General features: G+C 60.7%; 12 protein-coding genes and 1 pseudogene. 8 read left to right on the forward strand and 5 right to left on the reverse strand.

Features of this window, described 5'->3' with window-relative positions; genetic code table 11:
• Positions 1-3: 3 nt before the first annotated feature.
• The 4 genes from ACLH0J_RS27830 to ACLH0J_RS27845 form a co-directional block, all read right to left on the reverse strand.
• The gene (locus ACLH0J_RS27830; protein ID WP_411389956.1) at positions 4-615 is read right to left on the reverse strand and encodes a phage baseplate assembly protein V; all 612 of its coding nucleotides are present in this window, start codon (positions 613-615) and stop codon (positions 4-6) included.
• A 3-nt stretch (positions 616-618) separates the two neighbouring features.
• Entirely contained in the window at positions 619-1,134 is a 516-nt protein-coding gene (locus ACLH0J_RS27835; protein WP_411389957.1) for a hypothetical protein, read from the reverse strand.
• A gap of 21 nt (positions 1,135-1,155) precedes the next feature.
• Positions 1,156-1,500: a phage holin family protein gene (locus ACLH0J_RS27840; RefSeq protein ID WP_411389958.1), complete on the reverse strand. Its 345-nt coding sequence runs from the start codon at positions 1,498-1,500 to the stop codon at positions 1,156-1,158.
• A gap of 597 nt (positions 1,501-2,097) precedes the next feature.
• Positions 2,098-2,832, reverse strand: a complete 735-nt coding sequence (locus ACLH0J_RS27845) for a helix-turn-helix transcriptional regulator (RefSeq protein ID WP_411389959.1) — start codon at positions 2,830-2,832, stop codon at positions 2,098-2,100.
• A gap of 199 nt (positions 2,833-3,031) precedes the next feature.
• Between ACLH0J_RS27845 and mutS the strand changes: the two genes are divergently transcribed.
• Together mutS and fdxA are read left to right on the forward strand one after the other, a co-directional pair.
• Positions 3,032-5,623, forward strand: coding sequence for a DNA mismatch repair protein MutS (mutS, locus tag ACLH0J_RS27850; RefSeq protein ID WP_411389960.1), 2,592 nt, complete (start codon positions 3,032-3,034; stop codon positions 5,621-5,623).
• 142 nt (positions 5,624-5,765) lie between these two features.
• Positions 5,766-6,089: a ferredoxin FdxA gene (gene fdxA, locus ACLH0J_RS27855; RefSeq protein ID WP_411389961.1), complete on the forward strand. Its 324-nt coding sequence runs from the start codon at positions 5,766-5,768 to the stop codon at positions 6,087-6,089.
• Positions 6,090-6,586: 497 nt separating this feature from the next.
• On the opposite strand, the gene apbC is transcribed toward fdxA, so the two are convergent.
• The gene (apbC, locus tag ACLH0J_RS27860) at positions 6,587-7,681 is read right to left on the reverse strand and encodes an iron-sulfur cluster carrier protein ApbC (RefSeq protein WP_411389962.1); all 1,095 of its coding nucleotides are present in this window, start codon (positions 7,679-7,681) and stop codon (positions 6,587-6,589) included.
• 172 nt (positions 7,682-7,853) lie between these two features.
• Between apbC and metG the strand changes: the two genes are divergently transcribed.
• From metG to ACLH0J_RS27890, 6 genes and pseudogenes are all read left to right on the forward strand, one after another.
• Positions 7,854-9,905, forward strand: a complete 2,052-nt coding sequence (gene metG, locus ACLH0J_RS27865; protein WP_411389963.1) for a methionine--tRNA ligase — start codon at positions 7,854-7,856, stop codon at positions 9,903-9,905.
• 103 nt (positions 9,906-10,008) lie between these two features.
• Positions 10,009-10,581, forward strand: coding sequence for an Rnf-Nqr domain containing protein (locus ACLH0J_RS27870; protein WP_411389964.1), 573 nt, complete (start codon positions 10,009-10,011; stop codon positions 10,579-10,581).
• 17 nt (positions 10,582-10,598) lie between these two features.
• Positions 10,599-10,970, forward strand: a pseudogene (gene rsxB, locus ACLH0J_RS27875) (electron transport complex subunit RsxB); the annotation flags it as partial.
• 757 nt (positions 10,971-11,727) lie between these two features.
• Positions 11,728-12,687: an RnfABCDGE type electron transport complex subunit D gene (locus tag ACLH0J_RS27880; protein WP_411389965.1), complete on the forward strand. Its 960-nt coding sequence runs from the start codon at positions 11,728-11,730 to the stop codon at positions 12,685-12,687.
• On the forward strand, positions 12,684-13,253 hold the full coding sequence (locus tag ACLH0J_RS27885; protein ID WP_411389966.1) for an RnfABCDGE type electron transport complex subunit G: 570 nt from the start codon (positions 12,684-12,686) through the stop codon (positions 13,251-13,253). The genes ACLH0J_RS27880 and ACLH0J_RS27885 overlap by 4 nt, the downstream gene beginning before the upstream one ends.
• Positions 13,246-13,740: an Rnf-Nqr domain containing protein gene (locus tag ACLH0J_RS27890; protein ID WP_411389967.1), complete on the forward strand. Its 495-nt coding sequence runs from the start codon at positions 13,246-13,248 to the stop codon at positions 13,738-13,740. Before ACLH0J_RS27885 ends, ACLH0J_RS27890 begins: the two co-directional genes overlap by 8 nt.
• Positions 13,741-13,752: the final 12 nt, after the last annotated feature.

Below are 13,752 nucleotides of genomic sequence, written 5' to 3' on the forward strand. Positions count from 1 at the left end.
TCCTTATGCGCTGCTGATCACGCGGCCTTGGTGATCCACTACCGGACCGCTCAAATGCACCCCGGCGGCATCCAGCAATAAGCTGGTGGCACCGAGTTGCAGGGTGATGCTCTGGGCGTTCATCGTCAGGCGGGCGGCGCCGACGTTGACGTCGACCTGCTCACGGGACCCACTGAACGTGGTGGGGCCATTAACCCAGTTGAAGATGTGGCTGGCATCGTCGTAGTCGCTTTGGGTGCCGTCCTGATGGCGTCGTCGGGTCAACGAGGCCACGCCGGATACCGGCGGAAAGAGACTACTGTTGAGGCCGAACAAGGCCACGGACTGCGCGCCCCCTTCCCCGCCGCCGTAGTTGAGCAACAGGCATTGTTCGCCCACGGATGGGATGCGGGTTTCGCTCTGTGCACCGGCACTCGGGTTGAAAAACCGGATGGCCGGGCTGAGCAGATCCCCATGGCAGACCTTGCAGGTATTGCTGGCCGCGTCGACCTCCTGGCATACGCCAATCCGACAGAAACTTTCCGCGCGTCGATACAGGTCTTCGAGCTGGGCTTCCATTTCCGCCAGGCGCTCGACGATCGGCCCCAGTTGCATGCGTAGCAATGCGTCGAACATGGACTACTCCTGCAGGGGACGATATTGATTCGGATCGTCGATGTCCGAGACCTCCCATGTGCGGGCAAACAGCGGCTTACCTAGGGGATCTTCGAGCAGCAACGGGCCGAAATAGAGGTTCTGGGAGAAGGACACCGTCCAAGTGTCGTAGTCCGTTTCGGCACCTGTGAGTGCGGTCGGTGCCGCGACGATCGCCGTGGGCAAATCGCACTGATCGGGCGGCAAGCCCCAGCGGTTATCCAGCGCCAGGTCCATCAATTGGCTGGCCAGGTCGCAGGCGTCAAAAGGGGCAGCCCCGCTGGCCACCGTGACCCTGAGTGAAACGGACAAGGCATGCGCCTTGCGCCCTTCAAAGGAGCGAACGCCGGGGCCGTTGCGCTCCACGCTGATCAGTACCCCGGTTTTATCTGCGGTGCCGACAAAGTCCTGGTGATTGCCTACGCGCAATTGTGGGAAGGCGCTCTTCAGCGCCTGCCCAATCGCCACAGGCAGTTGGGATGGTTTTTCGATTAGTGTCATTGCGTTGCGTCCTTGCAGCGGTTACTGCTGATCCGGGCGAGAGGTCGGGGCCTCGTTGACCCCGATGCGCTTGGCCGCCCAGCGTTCATAAAGGCCGATGGCGACATCCGCGCCGGCCATGGCGGTCAGGCAACCAATGGCGCCGGCGGTCCAGATCGACATGCCGGCGGCGTAGCACAGCATCAAGGCCGAAACCCCGCAGACCATGCACGCCCCGGACCGCAGGGCCAGGCGCCGCACCAGCGACCAACCGCGGGCGCCGTCCTTGTCGGCGCGCCACATTTCACCGGATACACCGCCGATCAGGGCCAGTACGATCACCAGCCAGATAGGCATTTCCGCTAACGCTTGCTGCTCGTTTGTCATGTCACGCCTCCTGGCTGAGCACTACCGGCACAACAGGGCCGGCTCTTGGGTAAATCCATTTATAGGTAGGCATTCCAAAAAGCCCGGTTGCCCGGGCTTTTCAGTAATGATGTCCTCGATCTTTCGGCGCTACTGGCGCGGTACGGATCTTTCCTCGATGTTTTTCCGACCACGATCCCTGTCTGCCGGATAACTGATTCTGGTGCTTTACGCTGCACACCCGGGTCAGTTGCCAACCCTCTGAACCGTTGAGGCCGGTTCATCGCTGCCTGTTCCTTGAAGCGGTGTCACTAAAGAGCGTCGGCATCCTTGCCGGTATTGCCTGGCTTCCCTGCCATCGCTCGGATGGCGTCCTTGCCGATGTCGCGTGCCGTCCTTGTCTTCCTTGGCAGCTTCCTTGCCGCCTCCACCAGACCTTGTTGGCTGGCTTGAGACGAAGAATATGCATGTATGCATATACAGTCAATGCACAGATGCATTTATTTTTACTCGCTTAATGCGCAAGTGCATTTTCAGCCTTGCAGGCGAAGGGTTTGACCATTTTCCGCAGGCGAAAAAAAGCCCGCTCATTGGCGGGCTGTGTCTTACAGAAGAAGGTTAGCGGGCGTACATGCCCCACCAGAACACATGACCGAGGATGCTGATCTGCTCATCCTGAATATCCTGGAAGCTGTAGTCCTCGTCCGGATGCTCATCGCGGTTGAAACTGCGCAGGCGAATCCCGGAAGGCAGGCGATAGAGCTGTTTGACCCGTAGCTGGCCGTTGTGATTGATGGCGTACAAGTCGCCATCGACGATGTCGCCGATCGCACTCTTGCCCGCATTCACACCCACTGTCGCGCCATCACGTAACACCGGCAACATGCTGTTGCCGCGCACCGTCACGCACTTGGCCTGGTCGAACTGCACGCCGTTATGCCGCAGGCTGCGCTTGCCGAACCGCAGGCTGGCCTTCTCGCTCTCCTCGATGACGAATCTTCCTGATCCAGCAGCCAATTCAACCTCGCGCAGAAAGGGGATCGACACCTCGTCGTCATTTACGGGGGTGTCGTCGTCCCACAGGCTTATGTCCTTGAGTTCCGAATGCATCGGGTCGCGCCCGTCATCGCGCAAAGCGCCCACCGCTGCGCGCCCGCGCAGTTGATCGGTGTTGACGCGGAAGTACTCGGCGATGCGGGAGATGTGCTTGTCCGACGGATCAACGATCTTGCCGCTGAGGATCCGGGACAGTGTGGATTGAGGCACGCCGGTACGCCGGTGAAGCTCCGTGGGGGAGATCCGGTCGCGATCCAGCAGTTCTCTTAAGACGATAGAAACATTGCGTTTTTGCATAGCGCGGATAGTGACGGGAGTTTTGCAGGTTGGCAAATGCTGATTTGCATATTTCATGCACTTACCAGGCCGTTGACCTATCCGTTTGCGAACTGCGAAGGGCCGATCTCGCGTGCTAACCTTGCGGCCATTGCAAAATCAGCACGGCCGAGTGCCCCACCTTTGCCCCACTCCATTCAACGAATTTGCTAACTATCCAATGAGTAAAAACACTTCCGACTTGTCCTCCCACACTCCAATGATGCAGCAGTACTGGCGCCTGAAAAACCAGCACCCTGATCAGTTGATGTTCTATCGCATGGGCGACTTCTACGAGATCTTCTATGAAGATGCGAAGAAGGCCGCCAAGTTGCTGGACATCACCCTGACCGCGCGCGGGCAGTCGGCGGGGCAGTCGATTCCGATGTGCGGCATTCCTTACCATTCGCTCGAAGGCTATCTGGTCAAGCTGGTGAAGCTGGGCGAGTCGGTGGTGATCTGCGAGCAGATCGGCGATCCGGCCACCAGCAAAGGGCCGGTGGAGCGTCAGGTGGTGCGCATCATCACGCCGGGTACGGTGAGCGATGAGGCGCTGCTGGATGAGCGTCGCGATAATCTGATCGCTGCTGTGCTGGGCGATGAACGCTTGTTCGGGCTTTCCGTGCTGGACATCACCAGCGGCAACTTCAGCGTGCAGGAGATCAAAGGCTGGGAGAACCTGCTGGCGGAACTTGAGCGTATCAATCCTGTGGAGTTGCTGATCCCCGATGATTGGCCAAAAGACCTACCGGCGGAAAAGCGTCGTGGGACCAAACGTCGCGCCCCGTGGGATTTCGAGCGTGACTCGGCGTTGAAAAGTCTGTGCCAGCAATTCTCGGTGCAGGACCTCAAGGGCTTCGGCTGTGAAACTCTGACCCTGGCCATCGGCGCCGCCGGTTGCCTGCTCAGCTACGCCAAGGAAACCCAGCGCACTGCCCTGCCGCACTTGCGCAGCCTGCGCCATGAGCGCCTGGATGACACGGTGGTGCTCGACGGGGCCAGCCGCCGCAACCTGGAGCTGGACACCAACCTGTCCGGCGGACGCGACAACACCCTGCAATCGGTGGTCGACCGTTGCCAGACCGCCATGGGCAGCCGTTTGCTGACCCGCTGGCTGAACCGCCCGTTGCGGGATTTGACCGTATTGCAGGCACGCCAGACGTCCATTACCTGCCTGCTCGACGGCTATCGTTTTGAAAAGCTGCAGCCACAGCTCAAGGAAATCGGCGATATCGAGCGCATCCTGGCGCGGATCGGCCTGCGTAACGCGCGGCCTCGTGACCTGGCGCGCCTGCGCGATGCCCTCAGCGCCCTGCCGCAGTTGCAGGTGGCGATGACCGAACTGGACACGCCGCACCTGCAACAACTGGCTAAAACCGCCGGCACCTACCCGGAACTGGCGGCGCTGCTGGAAAAAGCCATCATCGACAACCCGCCGGCGATCATCCGTGACGGCGGCGTGCTGAAGACCGGCTACGACAGCGAACTGGACGAACTGCAATCCCTGAGCGAGAACGCCGGGCAGTTCCTGATTGATCTGGAAGCCCGCGAAAAAGCGCGTACCGGCCTGGCCAACCTGAAAGTCGGCTACAACCGCGTGCACGGCTACTTTATCGAGCTGCCAAGCAAACAGGCCGAACAGGCGCCTATCGATTACCAGCGCCGCCAGACCCTCAAGGGTGCCGAGCGCTTTATCACCCCGGAGCTCAAAGAATTCGAAGACAAGGCGCTGTCGGCCAAAAGCCGCGCGCTGGCTCGGGAAAAGATGCTCTACGAAGCCTTACTCGAAGACCTGATCGGCCAGTTGGCGCCTCTGCAGGACACCGCCGCCGCCCTGGCGGAGCTGGATGTGCTGAGCAACCTTGCCGAACGAGCACTCAATCTTGATCTGAACTGCCCGCGTTTCGTCAGTGAGCCGTGCATGCGCATTGTGCAGGGCCGCCACCCGGTGGTGGAGCAGGTGTTGACCACACCGTTCGTCGCCAACGACCTGTCGCTGGACGACGATACCCGCATGTTGGTAATCACCGGCCCGAATATGGGCGGTAAATCCACCTACATGCGCCAAACCGCGTTGATCGTGTTGCTGGCGCATATCGGCAGCTTTGTGCCGGCGGCCAGTTGTGAGTTGTCCCTGGTGGACCGCATCTTCACCCGGATCGGTTCCAGCGACGACCTGGCCGGTGGCCGTTCGACCTTTATGGTGGAGATGAGCGAAACCGCCAATATCCTGCATAACGCCACCGAACGCAGCCTGGTGCTGATGGACGAAGTGGGTCGCGGCACCAGCACCTTCGACGGCCTGTCCCTGGCGTGGGCGGCGGCGGAGCGCCTGGCGCATTTGCGTGCCTATACGCTGTTTGCCACGCACTATTTCGAGCTGACCGTACTGCCGGAAAGCGAGCCGCTGGTGGCCAACGTGCACCTCAATGCCACCGAGCACAACGAGCGCATCGTGTTCCTGCACCACGTGTTGCCGGGGCCGGCCAGCCAGAGTTATGGCCTGGCCGTGGCGCAACTGGCCGGCGTGCCAAACGATGTCATCGCCCGCGCCCGCGAGCACCTCAGCCGTCTGGAAACCACGGCCCTGCCCCACGAAAACGTGGTCGTCAGCCCGAAAAAAACCCAGAACAAACCCAGCGCGCCACACCAGAGCGATATGTTCGCCAGCCTGCCTCACCCGGTGCTGGATGAGTTGGCAAAGCTTGACCTGGATGACTTGACACCGCGTAAAGCGCTGGAATTGCTCTACTCACTGAAGACACGGGTCTAACGCAGACGCTTGCAAGCTGATAGAATCTCGCGCGGTTTGGGATGCTGCTGGCCTTTAGCCTGGCCCGCAGACTATCGCTCCCAAACTTCGCGAGCCCTGCTACAAAGGGTTTCGCTGCCGCCGCCTGAGGAGAAAATTAGAAATGACCTTCGTCGTCACCGACAACTGCATCAAGTGCAAGTACACCGACTGCGTAGAAGTGTGTCCGGTGGACTGCTTTTACGAAGGCCCGAACTTCCTGGTCATCCACCCGGACGAGTGCATTGACTGCGCCCTGTGTGAGCCTGAATGCCCGGCCGTCGCCATTTTCTCCGAGGACGAAGTCCCCCAAGGGATGGACTCATTCATCAAATTGAACGCAGAGTTGGCGGAAATCTGGCCGAATATCACTGAGAAGAAAGATCCGCTGCCGGATGCCGCTGAGTGGGATGGCCAAAAAAATAAGTTGCCACACCTCGAACGCTGATTGCGTCGTTGCTCTCTAAAAGGCCCCTTGCGGGCCTTTTTGCATTTGTGGAGAGCGGGGTTCACTTTTCTGCAGACAAAAAAAAGGGGCGGTATGACCCGCCCACATTTTTTCCCTAGTCCCTGTGTTCCTTTTCATCATCCTGATGAATCGCATCCTGCGACGTTCCTTCAAGCCATCGTTCCGTGATGGCTGTGTCAATCCTTGGACACGGGGCTGATGTTAAAGAGTTCGAAGGGAAGTTCAACGGGATGCAACCGGCGCATCATCAAAAACACACGCTAAACACACGATAAATAATTGTTATTTTTCAATAGCTTAGAAAACACTCTCGAGCATTCGAGACGTCCACGCCCGGCAAAAAAACCAATCGCTTACGAAAAAGTAAGCGAATGCTTACACGCACTATTGCGCAAAAGCGTAACCGGACACCGTTGACCGACCTGCGGGCAAGAAAAAGCCCCGACACTGTCGAGGCTGCTTTCCTTCCAGACGGATCAGTCGTCGCTGACGGTAATAGTCGGCATCGCAGGCGTCGCCGCTTCTTGCAGGACGATACGCGCGCCCACATGACGGGCCAGCTCCTGGTAGATCATGGCAATCTGACCATCAGGCTCTGCCGCCACGGTGGGCTTGCCGCCGTCGGCCTGTTCACGGATCACCATCGACAGCGGCAACGAGGCCAGCAATTCGACACCGTACTGGGTGGCCAACTTCTCACCGCCGCCCTCACCAAACAGATGCTCGGCGTGACCGCAGTTGGAGCAGATGTGTACCGCCATGTTTTCCACGACGCCCAACACCGGGATATTGACCTTGCGGAACATCTCCACGCCTTTCTTCGCGTCCAGCAGCGCCAGGTCCTGGGGCGTGGTCACGATCACCGAACCGGCCACCGGGACTTTCTGCGCCAGGGTCAGCTGGATATCGCCGGTGCCAGGCGGCATGTCGATCACCAGGTAGTCCAGATCGCCCCAGGCGGTCTGGGTGACCAACTGCAGCAGTGCGCCCGAAACCATAGGCCCACGCCAGACCATCGGTGTGTTGTCATCGGTCAGGAACGCCATGGACATGACTTCAACACCCAAGGATTCAATTGGCACGAACCACTTCTGGTCCTTGATCTTCGGCCGCGTACCCTGCGCAATGCCAAACATCACGCCTTGGCTCGGGCCGTAGATATCGGCATCAAGAATGCCCACCCGCGCGCCTTCACGGGCCAGGGCCAGAGCCAGGTTGGCCGCCGTGGTGGATTTACCCACGCCGCCCTTGCCGGAAGCCACCGCCACCACGTTCTTGACATTGGCCAAGCCAGGGATCTGCGCCTGGGCCTTGTGCGGTGCGATCACACACTGAATGTCGACCCTGGCGGAACCCACGCCGTCGATGCCTTCGATGGCCATTTGCAGCATCTGCGCCCAACCGCGCTTGAACAGGCCGGCCGCATAACCCAGTTCCAACTGGACCGACACCTGATCCCCCTGGATCTCGATGGCGCGAACACAGCCAGCACTGACCGGGTCCTGGTTCAAATAGGGGTCGGTGTACTGGCGAAGAACGGCTTCCACCGCTGCGCGATTGACGGCGCTCATGGGCTACTCCCGAAAAAAGACTGACTGAAACAGGCGGCTATCCTAACCGTTCCGGCAGCATTGCGGCACGCTTTCGCAGGTGAGAAAGAGGCTGAAACAGCGCCACGGGGTGAAATATATTTCGCGGCGCTTTATAGTGGCCGACCTCCGTTTCATCAAGTAGCCGAGCCCCATGTCCGAGCCACGCAAGATCCTCGTCACCAGCGCCCTGCCCTATGCCAATGGTTCCATCCATCTTGGCCATATGCTTGAGTACATCCAGACCGATATGTGGGTGCGCTTCCAGAAGCATCGCGGCAATCAATGCATTTATGTCTGCGCGGACGACGCCCACGGTTCGGCCATCATGTTGCGCGCCGAAAAGGAAGGGATCACCCCGGAACAACTGATCGCCAATGTGCAGGCTGAACACAGCGCCGACTTTGCCGAGTTCCTGGTGGATTTCGACAACTTCCACTCGACCCACTCCGACGAAAACCGCGAGCTGTCGAGCCAGATCTACCTGCGGTTGAAGGACGCCGGGCACATCGCCACGCGCTCGATCACCCAGTATTTCGACCCGGAAAAGAAAATGTTCCTGGCCGACCGCTTCATCAAGGGCACCTGCCCGAAATGCGGCACCGAAGACCAGTACGGCGACAATTGCGAGAAATGTGGTGCCACTTACGCACCGACCGACCTGAAAGACCCGAAGTCGGCCATTTCCGGCGCCACCCCGGTGCTCAAGGATTCCCAGCATTTCTTCTTCAAACTCCCGGATTTCCAGCAAATGCTGCAAACCTGGACCCGCAGCGGCACCCTGCAGGACGCCGTCGCCAACAAAATCGCCGAATGGCTGGATGCCGGCCTGCAACAGTGGGATATCTCCCGCGATGCGCCGTACTTCGGTTTCGAAATCCCGGGCGAACCGGGCAAGTATTTCTACGTGTGGCTCGACGCGCCGATCGGCTACATGGCCAGCTTCAAGAACCTGTGCAGCCGCACGCCGGGGCTGGACTTCGACGCGTTCTGGAGCAAGGACTCCACCGCTGAGCTGTACCACTTCATCGGCAAGGACATCGTCAACTTCCACGCCCTGTTCTGGCCGGCCATGCTCGAAGGTTCGGGCTACCGCACGCCGACCGGCATCAACGTACACGGCTACCTGACCGTCAACGGCCAGAAGATGTCCAAGTCCCGTGGCACCTTTATCAAGGCGCGCACCTACCTGGATCACCTGTCGCCGGAATACCTGCGCTACTACTACGCGTCCAAGCTGGGCCGTGGCGTCGACGACCTCGACCTGAACCTGGAAGACTTCGTACAGAAGGTCAACTCGGACCTGGTCGGCAAAGTCGTCAACATCGCCAGCCGTTGCGCCGGTTTCATCCACAAGGGCAACGCCGGTGTGCTGGTGGCCGAGAACGCCGCGCCGGAGCTGACCGAAGCCTTCCTGGCCGCCGCGCCTGGCATCGCCGACGCCTATGAAGCCCGCGACTTTGCCCGCGCCATGCGCGAGATCATGGGCCTGGCCGACCGCGCCAACGCCTGGATCGCCGACAAGGCGCCGTGGTCGCTGAACAAGCAGGAAGGCAAGCAGGCTGAAGTCCAGGCAATCTGTGCCACGGGCGTCAACCTGTTCCGCCAGTTGGTGATCTTCCTCAAGCCAGTGCTGCCATTGCTGGCCGCCGACGCCGAGGCGTTCCTCAACGTCGCGCCGCTGACCTGGAACGACCACGCCACCTTGCTCAGCAACCATCAGTTGAACGAGTTCAAGCCGCTGATGACCCGTATCGACCCGGTCAAGGTCCAGGCCATGACCGACGCGTCGAAAGAAGACCTGGTCGCCAGCCAGACCGACACCGGCGAATCGCAACCCGCTGGCAACGGCGAATTGGCCAAGGACCCGCTCTCGCCCGAGATCGACTTCGACGCCTTTGCCGCCGTGGACCTGCGCGTTGCGCTGATCCTCAAGGCCGAAGCCGTTGAAGGTGCCGACAAGCTGCTGCGCCTGACCCTCGACATTGGCGATGAGCAGCGCAACGTGTTCTCCGGGATCAAGAGTGCTTATCCGGATCCGTCCAAGCTCAATGGCCGCCTGACCATGATGATCGCCAACCTCAAGCCGCGGAAAATGAAGTTCGGTGTTTCCGAAGGCATGGTGATGGCGGCGGGCCCTGGCGGTGAAGAGATCTACCTGCTGAGCCCTGACAGCGGCGCCAAGCCAGGTCAACGTATCAAGTAAGCCCTGCAAGACAGCCCTGTCGTCGCGGCGACAGGGCTTTTCAGCTAGTACCCCCTTCTCGCTTGCCGGATAATCAGGCCCTGTTTGCTTAACCGGCATGCCCATGACCGATATGCTCTTCACCGTTCTCAGCGCCGTCCTTATCAGCAACCTGGTGTTGCAGATGCCGCTGGCTATCGGCTCGGTGCTGGCCACTGAGTCACGCCCGCAGTTGCATGCCCTGGGATTCGCCACCACCGTGGCAGTGGTCTTGAGCGGCATAGTGGGCCATTTGCTGGACCACTACGTGCTGCGGCCACTGGAGCTGACGGCCCTGCGGTTGTGGGTGTTTCTACCGCTCATCGCGTTGCTGATCAGCCCGGTGCTCAGCCTGTTGGCCCGTCTGCGGCCGAACATGCATTGGGACAGTCTGTGGTTATTGCTGCTGGGCAACGCGGGCGTCCTGGGGGTGATGCTGCTGGACACTCAGGACGATCAGGGCCTGATGCACATGATCGCGCTGAGCCTGGGTGCCGGACTCGGTTTCTGGCTGATGCTGAGCCTGTTCAGTGACCTACGCCAGCGCATGGCCGAGAACGATATCCCCCTGCCCTTTCGCGGCCTGCCGATCGAGCTGATCAGCGCCGGGTTGATGGCACTGGCTTTCCTGGGTTTCAACACAATGATCAAAGCATGAACTTGATTCAACGTATCGACGCGCTGCTGCCGCAGACCCAATGCGGCAAGTGCGGGCATCCTGGCTGCAAGCCTTACGCCGAGGGCATTGCCCAGGGCGAGGCTATCAACAAGTGCCCGCCGGGAGGACAGGAAACCATCGTCGGGCTGGCCCGGTTGCTGAACGTGCCGGTCATGCAGGTGGATGCCAGCCGCGGCGAGGCCCCGGCACAGATTGCGTATATCCGCGAGGCCGAGTGCATCGGTTGCACCAAATGCATCCAGGCTTGCCCGGTGGATGCGATTGTCGGTGCGGCCAAGCTCATGCACACCGTGATCGCCGACGAGTGCACCGGCTGCGACCTGTGCGTCGCGCCCTGCCCGGTCGACTGTATCGAGATGCGTCCGCTGGTCACTGTGCTGCCGATTGTGGGGGGCCTGGCCACCAACGAGCAGGAACGCCATGAACGCAGCCTCAAGCGTGACCGTGCACGGCGGCGCTACGAGCAACGTAATGCGCGCCTGCAACGGGAGGAAGAACACAAACTCGCCGAACGCCTGACGCGGGCCAAGCGTTCGGCGCCGACGCAAGCGCCACACGTCGATACCCACCAGGCGGCTCAGGATGCGGCGATCAAGAAAGCCAAGATCGGCGTTGCAATGAGCCGCGCCCAGTTGCACAAATCCCTGAAAGCATTTGGTCACCCCCCGACCTTTGAACAGCAGTCGCAACTGATTGTGCTGCAACAACAGTTCGAAGCAGCAGAGCAGACGCTCGCCACGCTGGAGGTCAACACCCCTCCATCACCGCCGACCTACAAAGATCCAGAACTCAAACGCGCGAAGATCCAACTGGCCATGCGCCGCGCCGCGTTGAAAAAGGCCCAGGAGCAGAACGCGGATGCTCAGCAACTGGCCACCTTGAGTGCCGCGCTGGCCGCCGCCGATCAAGCCCTGCATGACGCCGAAGCCGTGTCCGAGCAACCTCGACCCAACCTGCAACGCGTGGAAAAACGCCCTATTGACGGCCAACTTCGCCAGCTCAAAACCGCGCTGGCATATGCCCGCGCCGATGTCAGCAAACTGCAACGCCTGCCAGGCGTCAGCCCGGATGAACTGAACGCCGCACAGCGCAAGCTCGAAGAAGCCCAGCGCCAGGTGGACGCCCATGTCGACACCTGATCCCCAACAGGCGCTGCGCCGTGTATTGCTGGCAACGCTACCAGGAATGGTAGCGATGTTCTGGCTGTACGGCTGGGGCGTGCTGATCAATCTATCGCTGGCAGCAGCAAGCGCACTGCTGGTAGACGCACTCGTCCATCGCCTTCGAGGCCGGCGCGTCAGCGATCTGAGCAGTCTGGTCAGCGCAGTGCTTTTGGCGTTGGCGCTGCCACCGTATTGCCCATGGTGGCTGAGCGTCGCGGCCGTCATCGGCGGGTTGCTGTTGGGTAAACACCTGTATGGCGGCAACCGTAACCCGTTCAATCCGGCCATGGTCGGCTATGCCCTGATGCTGGTGGCCTTTCCACAGCCGATGAGCCAGTGGCCGAGCGCCCACGGCCTGGACCTGTTAGCCGGGTTGCAACACGTCCTGGGCCTGCACGGCACTGCGCCGGACGCCTGGGCCCAGGCCACCGTGCTCAATACATTACGGACCAACAAGAGCCTGACGATCGACGAGCTGTTTTCCGGCAACCCCGCGTTCGGTCATTTCGGTGCCTGGGGCAATGAATGGGTGAGCCTGGCGTATCTGGCAGGTGGCCTCTTGCTGTTACGCCAACGGGTGTTCAGTTGGCATGCGCCCGTCGGCATGCTCGGCAGTCTCTTTGTGGTCAGCTTGCTTTGCTGGAACGGCGCGGGGTCCGACTCACATGGCTCGCCGTTGTTTCATCTGCTGAGCGGCGCCACCCTGCTCGGCGCTTTTTTCATCGTCACCGAGCCGGTGTCCGGGCCTCGGACAGCGCGGGCTCGCTTGCTGTTCGGCGCAGGGGTCGGCTTGCTGACGTATCTGATTCGTACGTGGGGCGGTTACCCGGACGGTGTAGCCTTTGCGGTGCTGCTGATGAACCTGGCGGTGCCCACGCTGGAGCGCCTGGTAGCACCAAAACAAGCGGCGGTGACGCCATGAAGGGTTGGCCACTGGTGCTGCTGATGGCACTCCTGGGAATCGTCCTGCCCCTGGGACTTCAACACCTGACCGTCGATCAAACCGCCCGCCAGGCACAGATGCAGCAACGCCAAGCCTTGCGTGACCTGCTACCCGCCGAGCGCTACGACAACCTTCCCATGGACCACCCCCTGGCAATCCATGCGCAATCGCTGGCGTCCAGCCAATTGCAGGGCGGCTACCTCGCGACTCTGTCAGGCCAACCCAGTGCTGTGCTGCTGCACGTGCAAGCCAGCGGCTACGCCGGACCTATCGAGTTGCTGATCGCCATCGACCGCGATGGCCGGTTGCTGGGCCTCAAAACCCTGGAACAAGCGGAAACCCCGAGCCTCGGCGGCCATATCGGTGAACCGGGCAACCCCTGGATGGCCGCGTTCAAAGGCTATTCCAGTGATGCCCCGCCTCGTTTCGATCAAATGGCAGGCGCCACAGTGACCTCCCGCGCCGTGATCAACGCCGTTCACGATGCCTTGCGCTATTTCGATGAGCATCGGCCGTCACTGCTGGAGCCTGGTTCCCATGAGTAAACCTTCTGGCCTGGCCACCTCGCTGATGCTCGTACCGTTGCTCGGCGTGACGGACACACTGCCCAAAGCCTTGAGTTTTCTCGGACTGTCGACCTTGATCGTGGCGCTTTACGCTGGCGTCATGCACCTGGTGCGTGCGCGCCTCGGTGCGCCAATGCGCTTAGTCGCCAGCCTGATGCTGGCCGCGACGTTGGTCGCCAGCGCACAGGTGCTGCTGACGGCTTTCGCGCTGTCTCTGTGCCTGCAACTGGGAGCCTATCTGGCGCTGATCAGCGTGCAATGCGTGGTGCTGGAATATTCCGGCTTTTTTGACGCCGGCCAGCAGAAGGCCCGCCTGCAGGTGTTCGGCCTGTTTGGTGCGTTAATGCTGATCATGGGGTTGTTACGCGACGTGACTGACATCACATTGATGCCTGCCGGGTTTATCCTCCTCGGCTTATTGCTCGCAGGGTGCCAGGCCTGGACCCATTATTTGAAATCACGCTGACTGCCTGCAAGG

This window comes from Pseudomonas sp. MPB23 (assembly GCF_046605395.1).
In the GTDB taxonomy this organism is placed as follows: Bacteria; Pseudomonadota; Gammaproteobacteria; order Pseudomonadales; family Pseudomonadaceae; genus Aquipseudomonas.